This window comes from Micromonospora sp. WMMD975 (assembly GCF_029581215.1).
Taxonomy (GTDB): Bacteria; Actinomycetota; Actinomycetes; order Mycobacteriales; family Micromonosporaceae; genus Micromonospora.
The window spans coordinates 5,536,627-5,553,231 of sequence record NZ_CP120739.1; the positions used below are offsets into that span (position 1 = coordinate 5,536,627).

Annotated in this window: 6 protein-coding genes; all 6 read left to right on the forward strand. The window is 73.9% G+C overall.

What is annotated here, in order from left to right; genetic code table 11:
- Positions 1–342: 342 nt before the first annotated feature.
- The 6 genes from O7613_RS24625 (at position 343) to O7613_RS24650 (ending at position 16,482) form a co-directional block, all read left to right on the forward strand.
- Positions 343–7,524: a type I polyketide synthase gene (locus tag O7613_RS24625; protein WP_282290234.1), complete on the forward strand. Its 7,182-nt coding sequence runs from the start codon at positions 343–345 to the stop codon at positions 7,522–7,524.
- Between the two features lie 55 nt (positions 7,525–7,579).
- The gene (locus tag O7613_RS24630) at positions 7,580–12,427 is read left to right on the forward strand and encodes a type I polyketide synthase (RefSeq protein ID WP_282290236.1); all 4,848 of its coding nucleotides are present in this window, start codon (positions 7,580–7,582) and stop codon (positions 12,425–12,427) included.
- A 57-nt stretch (positions 12,428–12,484) separates the two neighbouring features.
- Positions 12,485–12,793: an acyl carrier protein gene (locus O7613_RS24635; RefSeq protein ID WP_281585986.1), complete on the forward strand. Its 309-nt coding sequence runs from the start codon at positions 12,485–12,487 to the stop codon at positions 12,791–12,793.
- Positions 12,794–12,795: 2 nt separating this feature from the next.
- Entirely contained in the window at positions 12,796–13,617 is an 822-nt protein-coding gene (locus O7613_RS24640) for an alpha/beta hydrolase (protein WP_282294608.1), read from the forward strand.
- 26 nt (positions 13,618–13,643) lie between these two features.
- Positions 13,644–14,606, forward strand: coding sequence for a sulfotransferase domain-containing protein (locus O7613_RS24645; protein ID WP_281585985.1), 963 nt, complete (start codon positions 13,644–13,646; stop codon positions 14,604–14,606).
- A 130-nt stretch (positions 14,607–14,736) separates the two neighbouring features.
- Positions 14,737–16,482, forward strand: coding sequence for a hypothetical protein (locus O7613_RS24650; RefSeq protein ID WP_282290237.1), 1,746 nt, complete (start codon positions 14,737–14,739; stop codon positions 16,480–16,482).
- Positions 16,483–16,605 lie beyond the last annotated feature (123 nt).

The following is a 16,605-nucleotide window of genomic DNA, read 5'->3' on the forward strand; positions in this document are numbered from 1 at the left end:
ACGAGTTGATCTCCCGCTATCCGGATCTTCCCAATCAACGGAAAACAGCTTGGAAATAAGTTCGAAAATGAACAGGCAACCAACTGCGGCATGGTTTGGTGACAACGTCGGCGCATCGACGATCATTTCTCCTGCTTAACCCGGAGACATACCCCCCGGCGTAGGTAGGAAATCTTCACACCAACGACCCTGGCGGGTGGATTTAACCGAGACGTAACTGGGCGAAGCTAGGCTGTGACTCACCGCGACATTGACTGGCGCAAATCCAATCCGTCCTCGCCGGTGTTCGGCCGGCAATCCCCCCGTCACCACGCGATCCTTCGCGACCGAAGTGGGAGCCCGATGAGTAGCGCACCGTACACGCGTGACCTGATCCTGGTCGTCAGCCCCGTCGGCGTCCTGGAACCCGGCCCACGGATCACGGCCGCCACCGCCGCCGGTGGTGGGCAGGGCATCATCGACCTGGCCACCGGCGACGACTGGTCGCTGCGGGCGCTCGCCCGCGCCGCGAGCTGGTCCGCCGCGCCGATCGGCGTCCGGGTGCCCGCGGGCTGCCGGGCCACCCCCACCGAGCTGGCGCGGGCCGCGAACGACCGGGTGGACCTGATCGTGGTCGAGCCGGCGAGCCCCTGGCCGCTGGCCGAGATCACCCCGCACCACCGGGTGCTCGTGGAGGTGACCAGCCGGGCCGAGGCGCGGGCCGCGGCGGCGGCCGGAGCACACGGACTGATCGCCCGGGGGATGGAAGCCGGCGGCCGGATCGGCGAACTCAGCTCGTTCGTCCTGCTCCAGCAACTCGTCGCCGACGACACCGTCGACCTGCCGATCTGGGTGGCCGGCGGGATCGGCCCGCGCACCGCCGGCGCCTGCCTGATCGGCGGCGCGGCCGGCGTGGTCCTGGACACCCAGCTCGCCCTGATGCCCGAGTCGGACCTGCCGACCGACGTCCAGGCCGCGATCCGGCGGATGGACGGTTCGGAGACCGTCCTGCGCGACGGGATACGGGGCATCCGCCGCGGCGGCCCGCACGGCGCCGACACCGAACTGCTGCCCGTCGGACAGGACGGGTGGCTGGCGACCACCTTCGCCGACCGTTGGCCGGACACCTCCGCCGCCGTCCGGGGGATGCGCGCGGAGATGCTCGCCGCCGTCGACCGCCCCGACGCCGCCGACCTGCTCCAGCCCGGCGCTCCCCTCGCCGCGGCCCTCGGGGTACGGGTCCCCGTCGCCCAGGGCCCGATGACCCGGGTCAGCGACGAAGCGTCCTTCGCCGCAGCGGTCGCCGACGGCGGCGCGCTGCCGTTCATCGCGCTCGCCCTCAACTCGACCGACAAGTGCCGCCGAATGCTCGCCGAGACCGCCGCGCAGCTCGGCGACCGCCCCTGGGGCGTCGGGGTGCTCGGCTTCGCGCCCGAGGAACTACGCGCCGCGCAACTGGACGTCATCCGGGAGATCCGGCCCGCCTGCGCCATCATCGCCGGTGGCCGGCCGCCGCAGGCCCGCGCCTTGGAGGAGCAGGGGATCAGCACCTTCCTGCACGTGCCCTCCCCCGGCCTGCTGCGCCAGTTCCTGCGCTCCGGCGCCCGCAAGTTCATCTTCGAGGGCGCCGAGTGCGGCGGGCACGTGGGCCCCCGGGCGAGCTTCCCGTTGTGGGAGGCCCAACTGGCGGTGCTCGACGACTACCTGGACACCGACCCGGCCGCCGGTGCGCAGCTACAGGTCTTCTTCGCCGGTGGGGTGCACGACGCCCGCTCGGCGGCGATGGTGGCCACGATGGCCGCGCCGATGGCCCGCCGGGGCGCCCGGATCGGCGTGCTGATGGGCACCGCGTACCTGTTCACCGCCGAGGCCGTCAGCCACGGCGCGGTCCAGCCGCTGTTCCAACGTGCGGCGCTCACCGCCGAGCACACCGCGCTGCTGGAGACCGCCCCCGGGCACGCCACCCGCTGCCTGCACACCCCGTTCGTCGACGACTTCCACCAACTGCGCACCCAACTGGAAGGCGCCGGGGTGGAGAACCGCGAGGTGTGGGAGCAGTTGGAGCTGCTCAACGTGGGCCGGCTGCGCATCGCCAGCAAGGGCCTGCGCCGTTCCGGCGACACCGTCGAGGCCGTCGACGAGAGCGTCCAGGCCAGCGACGGGCTGTTCATGGCCGGCCAGGTCGCCGTGCTGCGCGACCGCGCCACCACCGTCGCCGCGCTGCACGACGCCGTCACCACCGAGGTACGGGGCCTGCACGCCGACCGGCTCGACGCGCTGCGGGCCCGGCTCGCGCCGCCGGCCGCCGAAACCGACCAGCCGCCCGCCCCGCTCGACATCGCCATCGTCGGGATGGCCTGCATGCTGCCCGGCTCCCCCGATCTGGACAGCTTCTGGCGCACCGTGCTCAGCGGCGCCGACACCGTCACCGAGGTCCCGGCCGACCGCTGGGACACCGACCACTACTACGCCCCCGCGGTCGGCCCGGGGCAGACCGGCCGGATCAGCGTCTCCAAGTGGGGCGGGTTCATCGAGCCGGTGCCCTTCGACGCCATCGGCTACGGCATCCCGCCGGCCGCGCTCAGCAGCATCGACCCGACCCAGTTGCTCGCCCTGGAGGTCTCCCACCGGGCCCTGGTCGACGCCGGTTACCCGTACGACGCCCCGGGGGCGGACCACGCTCGCACCGGCGTGGTGTTCGGCGCGGAGGCCGGCAGTGACATGGGGCACGCGCAGACCCTGCGCACCATGCTGCCGGCATACCTGGGTGAGGTGCCCGAGCAGATGCAGGAGCTGCTGCCCACGGTCACCGAGGACAGTTTCCCCGGCGTGCTGGCCAACGTGATCGCCGGTCGGGTCGCCAACCGGCTCGACCTGGGTGGCCCCAACTACACCATCGACGCGGCCTGCGCCTCGTCGCTCGCCGCGATGGACGCCGCCTGCAAGGAACTGGTCAGTGGCGACAGTGACCTGATGATCTGCGGCGGCGCCGACCTGCACAACGGCGTCAACGACTACCTCATGTTCACCTCGGCGCACGCGCTGTCCCCCACCGGCCGGTCCCGCCCCTTCGACAGCACCGGTGACGGGATCGCCCTCGGCGAGGGCGTCGCGTGCGTCGTACTCAAGCGGCTGGCCGACGCCGAACGCGACGGCGACCGGATCTACGGCGTGATCAAGGGGCTCGGCGGGGCCAGCGACGGCCGAGCCCTCGGCCTGACCGCGCCGCGCCCCGACGGGCAGCGGCGGGCCCTGGACCGGGCGTACCACCGCACCGGCATCTCCCCCCGCGAGGTCGGGCTGGTGGAGGCGCACGGCACCGGCACGGTGGTCGGCGACCGCACCGAGCTGGAGACGTTGACCCGGATGTTCGTCGAGGCCGGGGCCGCACCCGGCGGCTGCGCGCTCGGCTCGGTGAAGTCCCAGATCGGGCACACCAAGTGCGCCGCCGGACTGGCCGGTCTGATCAAGGCGACGCTCGCCCTCCACCACGGCATCCGGCCCCCCACCATCCACCTGGAACGCCCCAACCCGGCCTGGCACCCGCAGCAGAGCCCGTTCGTGTTCTTCACCGAGGCCCGCCCGTGGCCGGTGCCGGCCGCCGAACGGATCGCCGGGGTCAGCGCGTTCGGCTTCGGCGGCACCAACTTCCACGTGGTGCTCAGCGCGTACCCGAACGCGCCGGAACCCCGGCACGCGCAACGGATCTGGCCGGCGGAATTGTTCTGCTTCCGGGGCCCGGACCGCGCCGCCGCCCACCAGGCGATCCGGCAACTGCTGGAGAGCCTCGCCGACGACGGGGGACGGGACCGGCCGGGGCGGCTCGCCGAGCTGGCCGCGTCGGTCGCCACCAAGGCGGCCAACCGGTCCGGTACGACCCATGTCGCGGTGGTCGCCCGGGACGTGGCCGAACTGGAGACCCTGCTGCACCGGGCCCTGGCCGGCGAGCACGACCCGGCCCGGGGCCTGGTCCAGCCGACCGGGACCGACCCGGTCGGGCCCGGTCAGGTGGCGTTCCTCTTCCCCGGCCAGGGCAGCCAGCGCCCCGGCGCCCTCGGTGAACTCTTCGTCGCCTTCCCCGAGCTGCGGCACTACCTCGAACTCGACCGGCCGGCAGCGGAGCTGCTCTTCCCACCGACCGCGTTCGACCAGGAGTCCCGACGCGCCCAGGAGGACCGGGTACGCGACACCCGGGTCGCCCAACCGGTGCTGGGCATCGGCGGCCTCGCCATGGACCACCTGCTGCGCCGGCTCGAGGTCCGACCGGACATGACCGCCGGCCACAGCTACGGCGAACTCGTCGGGCTCTGCGTCGCCGGGGCGTTCGACGCGGCCACCCTGCTCGACCTGAGCCGGGAACGGGCGGCGGCCATCCTCGGGGCCTGCGGTGAGGACCCGGGCACCATGGCGGCGGTCAACGCCACCGCCGACCAGGTCGCCCAGGCGCTCGCCGGAGCCGGCCTGGCCAGCGAGGTGGTGCTGGCCAACCGGAACGCCCCGCAGCAGGTGGTGGTCTCCGGCCCGACGGCGAAGGTACGGGCGGCGGTGGTCGCGTTCAAGAACGCCGGCCTGTCCGCCCGGACCATCCCGGTGGCGTGCGCCTTCCACAGCCCGGTGGTGGCCGGCGCGGTGGAGACCTTCGCCGAGGTGCTCGCCGCCCGGTCGATCGCCGAGCCGCGCATCCCGGTCTGGTCGAACCTGACCGCCGCGCCGTACTCCGGCGACGCCGGCCAGGTCCGCCACCACCTCGCCGAACAGATCGGCGCACCGGTCCGCTTCGTCGAGCAGATCGAGGCGATGTACGCCGCCGGCGCCCGCCTCTTCGTCGAGGTCGGCCCCGGCCAGGTGCTCACCCGGCTGGTGCAGGCGGTGCTCGGCGACCGGCCGCACCGGACGGTCGCCTGCGAGCGCGGCCCCTCCGACGGGCTGCGCGGATTCCTCATCTCGGTCGCCGAACTCGCCTGCGCCGGCGCCCCGGTCCGCCCCGACTGGCTCTTCCACGGGCGGGTCGCCGACGGCAGCACCACCGCACCGCCCCGTCGTCCGCTCTGGACGGTCGACGGCCAACTCGTCCGGGACCAGCACGGCAACTGTCTTCCCGGTGGCATGACCCCTCCCCGACGGATCAAGGAGTTGTCGATGACCTCTGCCAATGGCACCGCCACCACCCCCGGCGCCGCCACCGGCACCCGCAACGGCCCCGAACCCGTGGCCGTCCGGAACGTCCGGACCGTCAGCGACCCCGAGCCGGCGGCCGTCCGGGACATCCGGGGCGAGTTGCTCCGTGAGTACCTGCGCACCAACCGGGAGATGATCGCCACCCAGCGGGACGTGATGCTCGCCTTCCTCGGCGAACCCCCGGACGCGGGCACCCGGCCGACCGGGCAGCCCACCGGGGCCTTCCCGCAGGACTACCCGGCCCTGCCCGCCGGACCCGCGTCCGCCCCGGATCCCCGACCGGCCGTGGTCCCGGCCACGACACCCGCGCCGGTCGCCCGACCCGCGGCCACCCCCGCCGCGCTGCCCACCGTGTCGGGGTCGAACGGAGGCACCGCGCTGGCCACGGCACCGGCACCGGCGATCGGCCGACCCGTCCCGGTCACCCCGGACGTCGTGCCCGTCTCCCCCGCGGTCGGCGGCGTCGTCGCGGCCCCCGCCGCGGTGGCCACCGCAACCCCGACCGGACCGGTGGCGGCCCCCGCGCCGGCCGGTCCCAGCATCGCCGAGTTCCGGCAGGCGATCCTCGCCGTGATCAGCGAGCGCACCGGCTACCCGGTCGACCTCATCGAACCCGACCTCGACCTCGAAGCCGACCTGTCCATCGACTCCATCAAACGCGCCGAAGTCGCAGGCGAAGTCGCCCAACGCCTCTCCCTCAGCGTCGAAGGCGACGAAAGCGAACTCGAAGACCTCGTCAAGGCCCGCACCGTCCACGCCATGGTCACCTGGCTCGACCAGAAGATGAGCGGCACCATCCACGTCACGGCCACCACCGGGCCGGCGACCGCCGCCACGCCGGCCGCCGACACCGCCGCACCCGCTCCCGCCGCACCCGCTCCGGATCCCGCCGGGGCCGGCACGGGAGTGGGGATCGCGCCGAAGCGGCTGGTCGCCCGGGAGAGCGTCCAGACCGGGCAGAGCGCCGACCCGGCGACCGCCCTCACCGGAATGCGCTTCCTGATCACCGGCGGTGGACCGGTCGGCGCGTACCTGGCCGAGCTGCTCGGCGCGTACGGCGCCGGCGGCCAGCTGGGCGTGCTCGACAGCGCGCAGGCCGGTCAGGGTTTCGACGGGGTGCTGGTGCTCGACGGGCTGACCAACCTCGACGAGCCGCTGCTGCCCGACGTGTTCCCGCTGTTGCAGCGGGTCCTGGCCGCCGGACCGCGCTGGCTGCTCGCCGCCGGGGCGCAGGACGTCACCGGCGCGGCCGACGGCATGCCCGGACTGTTCCGCACGATCGCCCGCGAGTACCCCGGACTGGACGCCCGCTTCGTGGCGGTGGACCCGGCGGCGACGCCGGAGACCCTCGCCCGGCAGCTCGTCGACGAACTGCTCACCGTCGCCGCCGCCCCGGTGGTCGCCCGGCGCGGCGCCGACCGGTACGTCGCCGACCTGGTCCCGGTCGAGCTGGGCGCGCTGGCCGCCGGGGGTGCCGGACCGGCCGGCGACGGGGTGTCCGAGGCCGCCGCGATCGGCCTGGAACGCGACTCGGTGGTGGTGCTGATCGGTGGGGCGCGGGGCATCACCCCGTGGTTCGCCCGGGCGCTCGCCTCGGCCACCGGCTGCCGCATCGAGCTGGTCGGTCGGACCCCGCTGCCGTCCGGACCGGAGGACCCGGAGCTGGCGGGCGCCGTGGACCGGGCCGCGCTGGTCGGGGTGCTGGCCCGGCGCGGGGCGTCCACACCGGCCGAGATCGCCCGGACCGCGCAGGGCATCCTGGCGGCCCGGGAGGTGACCGCGACCATCGCCGAGCTGACCGAGCTGGGCGGGGAGGTCCGCTACCACACCCTGGACGTACGGGACGCCGCCGCCACCCGGCGGTTGCTGGCCGAGATCCACGCCGAGCACGGCCGCCTCGACGGGGTGGTCTACGCCGCCGGGATCATCGAGGACAAGCTGATCGCCGAGAAGGACCCGGCGTCGTTCACCCGGGTCTTCGACACCAAGGTCGACGGGGCGCGGGGGTTGCTGGCCGGCCTCGACGCGCTGCCCACCGCGCCGCGCTTCGTGGTCTTCTTCGGCAGCATCGCCGCCGCCTACGGCAACCGGGGCCAGGCCGACTACGCGGCGGCCAACGACGCGCTGGACTCCATCGGCACCCGGTACGCGGCCCGGACCGGGGTGCGCTGCCTGACCGTGCACTGGGGACCGTGGGCCCCGGGCGCCGGTCACGGCGGCATGGTCACCGCCGAGCTGAGCCGGGAGTACGCCCGGCGCGGCATCGGCCTGATCGACCCGGAGGAGGGCGCGCTGGCCCTGCTGCGCGAGCTGGCCTGGGCCGATGCGTCGGTCACCTCGGTCGTCTACACCGCGTCGGGTTGGTGAGGACGCCGATGTGCAGTCCCGTCCCCGCCCGCCCCACCAGTCGTCGGAGGAACCGATGAACAACGGCGCCCCCGCGCCCGGCCAGATCGCGATCGTCGGGATGGCCGCCCTGATGCCCTCGGCCGGTGACCTGGAGAGCTACTGGCGCAACCTGGTCACCGGGGTGGACGCGATCACCGACGTCCCCGTCCACCGCTGGGACGAGGAGTTCTACGACCCGGAGCAGGCCCACCGGGCCGACCGGATGTACTGCCGGCGGGGCGGCTTCGTCGACGAGTACGCCACCTTCGAGCCGCTGCGCTTCGGGGTGATGCCCGCCTCCGTCGGAGACATCGAGCCGGACCAGCTCATCACGTTGGAGGTGGCCGCCGCGGCCATCGACGACGCGGGGGGCGACGACCGGTTGCCGGCCCGCGACCGGATCGGGGTGATCCTCGGCCGGGGCGGCATCCTCAGCCCCGCCCAGGCCCGCTACGCCCAGCGGGTGCGGATGTCCAGCCAGGTGGTGAGCATCCTGCGGGAGCTGATTCCGGACGTCGACCCGGCCCGGTTGGAGCTGCTGCGCAAGAAGTTCGACGAGCGGCTCGGGCCGTACCAGCCGGAGGGGACCATCGGCCTGGTGCCGAACCTGGCCGCCTCCCGGGTGGCCAACCGGCTCGACCTGCGCGGCCCGGCGTACACCATCGACGCGGCCTGCGCGTCGTCGCTGATCGCCGTGGACCAGGGCATCACGGAGCTGGTCAACGGCCGGTTGGACGCGGTACTCGCCGGTGGCGTGCACCACGTGCACGACATCAGCTTCTGGTCGGTGTTCAACCAGCTCCGGGCGCTGTCCCGGCAGGGCGAGATCCGGCCGTTCGACGCCGCCGCCGACGGGCTGCTGATCGGCGAGGGCACCGGCGTGGTGGTGCTCAAGCGGTACGCCGACGCGGTGCGCGACGGCGACCGGGTCTACGCGGTGATCCGGGGCAGCGGGGTGTCGAGCGACGGCAAGTCGGCGAGCATGTTCAACCCGGCGGTTCCCGGTCAGGTGCTGGCGATCAGACGGGCCTGGGAGTCGGCCGGGCTCGACCCGACCGCCCCGGACGCGCTCGGGCTGCTGGAGGCACACGGCACCGGCACCCCGACCGGGGACGCCGCCGAGCTGACCACCGTGGCGCAGGTGTTCGGCCCGTACACCGGGGGTTCCCGGCCGGTGATCGGCTCGGTGAAGTCGATGATCGGGCACACCATGCCGGCCGCCGGGGTGGCCGGTCTGATCAAGGCCGCGCTCGCGGTGCACCGGGGGGTGCTGCCACCGACCCTGCACTGCGAGACGCCGCGCGCGGAGATGGCGGCGACCCGGTTCGCGCCGATCGACACCGCCCGGCCGTGGGAGAGCGACGGGCCGCGCCGGGCCGGGGTCAACGCGTTCGGCTTCGGCGGGATCAACGCCCACCTGATCATCGAGCAGCCGCCCGTGTCGGTGGGCGAGCCGGTGGTCGCGCCGACCGCCCCGGCCGCCGGCCGGGCCGTGGTCGACGAGCCGGACCAGGTGCTCTGGCTGGCCGCGCCGGACCCGGCCGGGCTCGCCGAGCTGTTGGCCCGCGACGACCACGAGGTACGCCGGCTCGGCGTCGAGCTGGCCGCCCGCTCCGGTGGGGACGCCCCGGCGCGGACCCGGCTGGGCGTCGTCAACCCGACGGACAAGCTGCTCGCGGTGGCCCGCAAGACGGTCGCCCGGGGCCAGGCGTGGCGGGGCGGACGGGACATCTGGTTCAGCCCCCGGCCGCTGCTCGGCGCGGGGGCGGGCAAGCTCGCCTTCGTCTTCCCCGGCCTGGAGGCGGAGTTCGCCCCACGGACCGCCGATCTGGCCGCCCATTTCGGCCTGCCGGACCGGGACTGGTCCGCCGCCGACCTGGGCCGGCACGGCGCCGGGCTGATCGAGGTGGGCAAGCTGCTCGACGAGGCGCTGGCCCGGATCCGGGTACGCCCCGACGCCGTCGCCGGCCACAGCATCGGCGAGTGGACCGCCGCCGCGGTCAGCGGTCAGATCAGCACCGCCGCGATGGACGAGTTCCTCGACCTGTTCAACGCCGACTCGGTGGAGGTCTCCGGCTACGTCTTCGCCGCCGTCGGTGCCGGCGCGGACCAGGTCACCCCGCTGCTCGGCGACTATCCCGGGGTGGTCCTGTCGCATGACAACGCCCCGGCGCAGTCGGTGGTCAACGGCCCCGAGCCGCAGGTCGACCGGCTCGTCGAGGCGCTGCGTACCCGTAACGTCCTGTGCCAGAAGCTGCCGTTCCGGTCGGCGTTCCACACCCCCGCCTTCGCCGACGGGCTCACCTCGATCGGCGCCGCCCTGGGCCGCTGGGAGGTGCACCCGACCCGGATGCCGGTGTGGTCGGCGACCCTGCACGCACCGTTCCCCGCGGACGAGGACGAGGTCAACCGGATCTTCGTCCGGCACATGATGGAGCCGGTCTGGTTCCGGCAGACCGTCGAGGCGATGTACGACGCCGGGTTCCGGGTGTTCCTCCAGGTCGGCGCGGGGCAACTCGCCTCACTTGTCGGTGACAACCTGCGCGGGCGCGACCACCTCGCGATGCCGGTGAACACCGCGCACCGCAGCGGGCTGAACCAGCTACGCCGGGTCGCTACCGCGCTGTGGGTGGAGGGTGCCGCACCGGACCTGCGGGCGCTGGACACCGTGGACCGTACCCCGGCGGCGGGCAACGGCCGGATGCCGGCGGCGGGCGCCGACGGCGGCCCGGCGAAGCCGCGGGGCGGTGCCGCCCGGCGTGGCCCGCGGATGAAGCTCGACCTCGGCGGTCCGCTGGTCCGCCTCGGCGCGGACGCCGCCGGCCTGCTCGGGGTGACCGCGTCGCCCGAACCGGCGCCGCCGACGCCGGGCAACGGCAACGGCGTGCCCCGGCCCGTCGTCGCCATGACCGGCCGCACCGCCACCGGCCAGGGTGGCGCGCCGACGCCGGCCGCCGCACCACCCCCGGCGGCCCGACCACCCGCCGCACAGGCACCCACCGCACAGGCGACCGCCGTGCCGACGCCCGCCGCCGCCCGGTCGACGGCCGCGCTGGACGCGCTGCAACGGCTCGCGGGCGGGTCCAGCGCGGCGGCCGAACTCGCCGCCCTGCTGCGGGAGAACACCTCGGGCCCGGCGGCGCCGCGGACGGCCACCGGCGGCAGTGGCACGGCAGCACCGACCCGTCCCGCCCGGCCGGTGACCCCGACCGCGGCGGCACCGGCCGGCACCACGCCCGCGCGGCCACCGGTGACCACCACCGGCCCGCTGCGTCCGGGGACCGCCGCCGGGGCCGGTGCGGAGATCGGTCGGATCACCCGGCGGGTCTCCCTGAAGACCATGCCGTACCTGCTTGACCACTGTTTCTTCGTGCAGCCCGACGACTGGCCGGACCCGGAGGACCGGTGGCCGGTGGTGCCGGCGACCGCCCTGGTCGCGCACATGATGGAGGCGGTGGAGCAGCTCGTGCCCGGCGTCCCGGTGGTGGCGGTGCACGACGCCAAGTTCCACAAGTGGCTGATCGCCGAACCCGCCACCGACGTCGAGATCGTGGTTCGGGCCGCCGGCCCGAACCGGTACGCGGTCGCCTTCGCCGGATATGCCCGCGCGACCATCGAGGTCGGCCCCGCGTACCCGCCGCCACCGCCGGTCTGGACCCACGACCCGGCCACCGAACGACCGCCGACCCTCGGCGCCGCCGAGATGTACGCGGAGCGGCTGATGTTCCACGGCCCGCAGTTCCAGGGCGTGACCGAGGTGCACGCGCTCGGCGACATGCACGTGCGCGGCGTCGTCACCGCCCCGGAGCCACCCGGGGCGCTGCTGGACAACGCGCTCCAGCTCATCGGCAACTGGCTGATCACCACCCAGCCGTTCCGGACGGTCGCGTTGCCGGTGGGGCTCGGGCAGGTGCGGTTCTACGGGCCACCCCCACCGGCCGGCCGGGCGTTCGAGTGCGTCGCCCGGGTCCGCGTCATCGACGACGGCAAGCTCGTCGCCGACACCCAGCTCAGCTACCAGGGGCGGGTCTGGTCGGAGATCGAGGGGGCGGTGGACCGCCGGTTCGACAGCCACCCGCAGGCCCGGGTCGCGGAGCGGTTCCCCGAGCGGCACCCGATGTCGCTGTTGCAGCCCGAGGGTTGGACGATGGCGTTCGACTGCTGGACCGACCTGGTCACCCGGGGCATGGCCGCCCGGGGCATCCTCGGCGGCGCGGCCTACACCGAGTACGAGCGGCAGCCGGCCAAGACCCGCAAGCAGTGGATGCTGGGCCGGATCGCGGCGAAGGACGCGGTGCGGGCCCGGCTGTGGGAGGACGGCCACACCGACATCTACCCGATCGAGCTGACCGTCGGCAACGACCCGGACGGCCGGCCGTGGGTACGCGGACGGCCCGGTCGGGGCCTCGGCGACTGCGACGTCTCCCTGGCGCACTGCGCGGAGATCGGGGTGGCGATCGCCCGGCGGCGGGCACCCGACGCGCCGGTCGGCGGCCCAGGGGTGGGCATCGACGTCGCGGAGGTCACCGACCACCCGGAGAGCACCCTCACCTTCGCCCTCACCCCCGCCGAGTTGAGCCTGCTGACCTCCCTGGCCGGCGGGAACGCCGAGGCCCGGCGGCTGTGGTTCACCCGGTTCTGGGCCGCGAAGGAAGCGGTCGCCAAGGCCGAGGGCACCGGGCTCGACGGCTCGCCACGCCGGTTCCGGGTCTACTCGGCCACCGACTCCGGGCTGACCGTCGAGATCGGCGGGCGGGCGTACCGGGTCGGTCACCGGGACGTGGCCAACCCGGAGGACCTGCCGCCCCGCCGGTACGTCGTCGCCTGGACCTGGGGGCCGGAGCCGGCGCCGGCGACCCCGCCCGGGGTGGCCGGGCCGTGAGCCGCAATCCGGTGCGCAGCACCGCCCATCCGACCGACAAGCAGAAGGAGCACCGCCATGCCCGCGGCCCAGGACACCATCCTCGCCGAACTCACCGAGATGATCGACGCCGTACTCGGTGACTTCGCGGACGACCAGGTGGTCACCATGGACACCACGTTCTCCGACGACCTGGGAATGGAGAGCATCGACGTCGTCGCGCTCGCCGGCCGGCTCCAGGCGCGCTACGGCGACACGGTGAACTTCGCCCACTTCGTCGCCAAGCTGGATCTGGAGACCGTCCGTGCGCTGACGGTCGGGCAGCTCGTCACGCACATCGCCGACTCGCTGGCGAAGGCCGACGAGGTCGGGGCGGGCAGCCGGTGACCATGGTCCGGGCGAACGGGATCACGCTGCACACGCAGCGTCTCGATCCCCCCGGTCCGGCCGCCGCCGGCCGGACCGGCGCGCCGACCGCCGTGCTGATCCACGGGATGGCCTCGGACACCATGGCGAGCTGGTACTTCACCCTGGCCGAGCCGTTGTCCCGGGCCGGAGTCCCGACCGTCCTGTACGACCTGCGCGGCCACGGACGCAGCGAGCGCCCCGCCACCGGGTACGCCCTGGACGACTTCGTCGACGACCTGGCGGCGTTGCTGACCGGCCTGGACGTCACCGGTCCGCTGCTGCTGCTGGGTAACTCGTTCGGCGGGACCATCGCCTTCGGCTACGCCGCCCGGCATCCGGGGCGGGTGGTCGGCATCGTGGCCGTGGAGTCGGCCCCGCCGGTCCCGGAGTGGATGCGTCGGGTCCGCGAGCGACTCGCCCGGGTCGCCGCCCGGCTGCCCCGCGACGGGGCGGTCACCGAGATCGGGGCCCGGCGGGGGCGGGTGGCCGCCCAGCGGGCCGCGGAGACGCAACGGATGCTCGCCGACACCAGCCTGGCGCGGGACCTGCCGGCGAGTCCGCTGCCGACGGCCGAGGCGCTGGCCGCCATCGGCTGCCCGGTGCTCTGCCTCTACGGCGGCGACTCGGCGGTGGTGGAGCTGGCCCCGACGGTACGCGGACTGCTGCCGCAGACCCGGGTCGCGGTGCTGCCCGACCAGAAACACACGGTGCTCATCGACCGGCCGGAGGAGGTCCGCCGGCTCGTCTTCGCCTGGCTGGCCGAGGACTGCTCACTCGACCTGGCCCAGCCCACCACCGCATGACGGCGCGACACGCAGGAGGTCTTCCGATGGACACCCCGATCACCGGGCGGTCGATCATCATCAGCAACGGTCGGTGCGGCTCCACGCTGCTGTCCGACCTGATCCACGAGGAGCCGGACACCCTGTCGGCCCAGGAGTTCTTCATGTCGGTGGCGCCGTGGGCGCGCAGCGCCGAGGTGCTCACCGGCGCCGCGTACTGGGCGGTGCTGGCCAGCCCCAAGGCGGAGCTGTCCACCCTGTTCCGGATCGGGCTGCCGCCGAAGGAGGTCCGCTACCCGGAAACGGGCCGGTGGGCCGACCGGCTGACCGAACTGCCCCGCATCCTGGCCATCACCCTGTCGAAGCTCACCGCCGACCCGGACGCGCTGTTCGACCGGCTCGCCGCGCGGGTGCCGCAGTTCCGCACCCAGACGGTGGCCCAGCACCACCACGACTTCCTGGACCTGCTCGCCGCGCTGACCGGCAAGACCCGGTGGGTGGAACGCTCCGGCGGCTCCAGTCACGTGGCGCCGTACCTGCTGCGAGGTTTCCCGGACTGCAAGGTCGTCTACCTGACCCGCAACTGGGAGGACACCGCCCGATCGATGAGCCGGCACTCGTCGTTCCAGCTCATCCAACTGCGGGTGGAGTTCCTCGGCCGGTGCGGCCTGGACCCGTTCCGGGTCGGTGCGGACGAGTCGGTGCCGGCGGATCTCCAGCCGTACCTGCCGGACCGGCTGACCGCCGACGCGCTGCGGGAACGCGGCGAGAACCTGCGCCGCTACCTGGGCCTGTGCGCCTTCATGAGCAGCCAGGCCGACCAGGCGCTGCGGGACGTGCCGCCGGAGCACCTGCTGCGGATGTCCTACGAGGACCTGGTCGCCGACCCGGTCGGGGAGCTGACCGGCCTCGGCCGGTTCCTGGACTTCCCCGACCCGTCGGGCTGGGCCGAGCGGGTGGCGTCACGGGTCGTCGCCCCGGCGCCCCGCAGGCAGCCCGCCGCCGTCTGACCTGTCCCCTCCGTCCTCCCGCCCGAACCCGGGTCGGGTGTCCCCTCCCTGGAAAGAGAGACAGTTGAATCCACTCCGGATCTCCGCGCGACGGTTGATGGCCGTCGTCGCCGTACTCGGACTCGGACCCGTGCTGGTGGCTCCCTCGGCGGCGCTCAGCGCGCCGCCTGCCGCCGCCGACACGGCCGGCACGCACCAGAGCAGCCCGCAGTTGCTCGCCAAGGCCCAGCCGGACGAGTGCTTCGCCGGGATCGGGCTGGCGTACCCGGCCGGCCCGCCGTGCGCCACCGGGCAGTCGAAGGTCAACCAGTCGTACCTGTGGGGGATGACCCGGGCTGGCCGGACGCTGTGGTTCGGCACCGGAGCGAACGTCAACTGCCTGACCAGTGGGCGGGCCCTGCGCAACACCAAACCGACGCTGAACGACGACTGGGTCTGCGAGTACGGCGAGAGCCAGATCGCCAAACGCAATCCACAGTTGCCGCCCATCCTCGGTGACCACCGGCCGTCGCGCCTCTACACCTACGACACCCGGACCAGGAAGCTGACCGAGAAGACCGACCTGGTGAAGGCGGCCTCCACCGAGGACGCCAACCGGTTGCAGACCACGGCGGGCATCCGGGCGGCCGGCAACTTCGGCGGGGTGGCGCTGCTCGGCGGCCCGGCGCTGGGCACAAGCATCAACCTGTTCGCGTTCGACACCGACACCGGCGCGTACCTGGGCTCCCGCAACTTCCCGATGTACGGCAACATCCGGCACTTCACCGTCGCCGGCGACGCGCTGTACGCCGGGGTGGGCGTCGGCGCGAACGGCGGCGAACGCGGCAACGTGCTGCGGTGGGCGGGCAGCAAGTCCGATCCGTTCGCGTTCACGGTGGTGGCGAACCTGCCGGCGCAGGCCGCCGACCTCACCGTGCACCAGGGGCGGATCTTCGCCACCACCTGGCCGGGCTCGGACGACGAACTGGCCGGGCCGACCGCCGGCGCCGCCGACCCACCGGCGAGCATCGCCGCGGTCTGGATGAGCCCGCCGCTCGCGGCGGGGGCCCCGGGGCTCAATCCGGAGGACGCCGACGGCTGGCAGCAGGTGTGGAACGTGTCCGCCTACGAGCCGGACCCGGTGGTGGCCCGCGCGTACGCCCTGGGCGGGCTGGCCTCCTACGGCGGGTTCCTCTACTGGGGCACGATGCACGTGCCGATGAAGGCGACCACGGTGCACATGGCGGTGTACCCGCCGGCGGACGAGGCGGCCTTCCAGGCCACCATCCAGAACACCCAGCGGTCGATAAGCATCTACCGGGGCCGCAACTTCGGTTCCCACTTCCAGAAGATCGACCTGTTGTACGGCTCGACGGAGCTGCCCGCGTACGACCCGGCGGCCGACGACGGGGCGGGGGCGTGGGCGTTGCAGTCGACGCACCAGACGCCGAAGTTCGGCCCGGCCGGTTTCGGCAACCCGTACAACAACTACACCTGGAAGATGGTGGTGGCCGGCGGGAAGCTGTACGTCGGCACGATGGACTGGAGTTACCTGGCCAAGGAGCTGGGCAAGGAGACGGCCGCCGAGTTGGGCCTGTCACCGGAGCTGGCCGACGATCTGGCCGTGGCCCCGATGAAGGCGGCCGGGATGCGGGCCGGTGCCCTGCCCGAGGCGGTCTACGGCGGTGACCTGTACGCGTTCACGTCGCCGACGAAACCGGCGACGACGATCGACACCACCGGGTTGGGCAACTACCTGAACTACGGCATCCGCAACATGGTCGCCGACGGTCCCACCGTCTACCTGGGGATGGCGAACCCGATGAACCTGCGGACCGACCCGAGCGACGACGTGCCCGAGGGCGGCTGGGAACTGATCCGGCTCCGGGGTTACTGAGGTCCGGGGGCCGGTCCGGTGACAGCGCCGTCGCCGGACCGGCACCCCTCCGTTCCCCGGCCGGGTACCGCTTGCCGAGTCCTGGCACGTCCCTTACCCGGCTCGAACAATCGCGGGCGAAAG

Coding starts and splice junctions, on each gene's coding strand:
- O7613_RS24635 (WP_281585986.1), top strand. CDS start 12,485: ATGCCCGCGGCCCAGGACACCATCCTCGCCGAACTCACCGAGATGATC.
- O7613_RS24625 (WP_282290234.1), top strand. CDS start 343: ATGAGTAGCGCACCGTACACGCGTGACCTGATCCTGGTCGTCAGCCCC.
- O7613_RS24645 (WP_281585985.1), top strand. CDS start 13,644: ATGGACACCCCGATCACCGGGCGGTCGATCATCATCAGCAACGGTCGG.
- O7613_RS24630 (WP_282290236.1), top strand. CDS start 7,580: ATGAACAACGGCGCCCCCGCGCCCGGCCAGATCGCGATCGTCGGGATG.
- O7613_RS24640 (WP_282294608.1), top strand. CDS start 12,796: ATGGTCCGGGCGAACGGGATCACGCTGCACACGCAGCGTCTCGATCCC.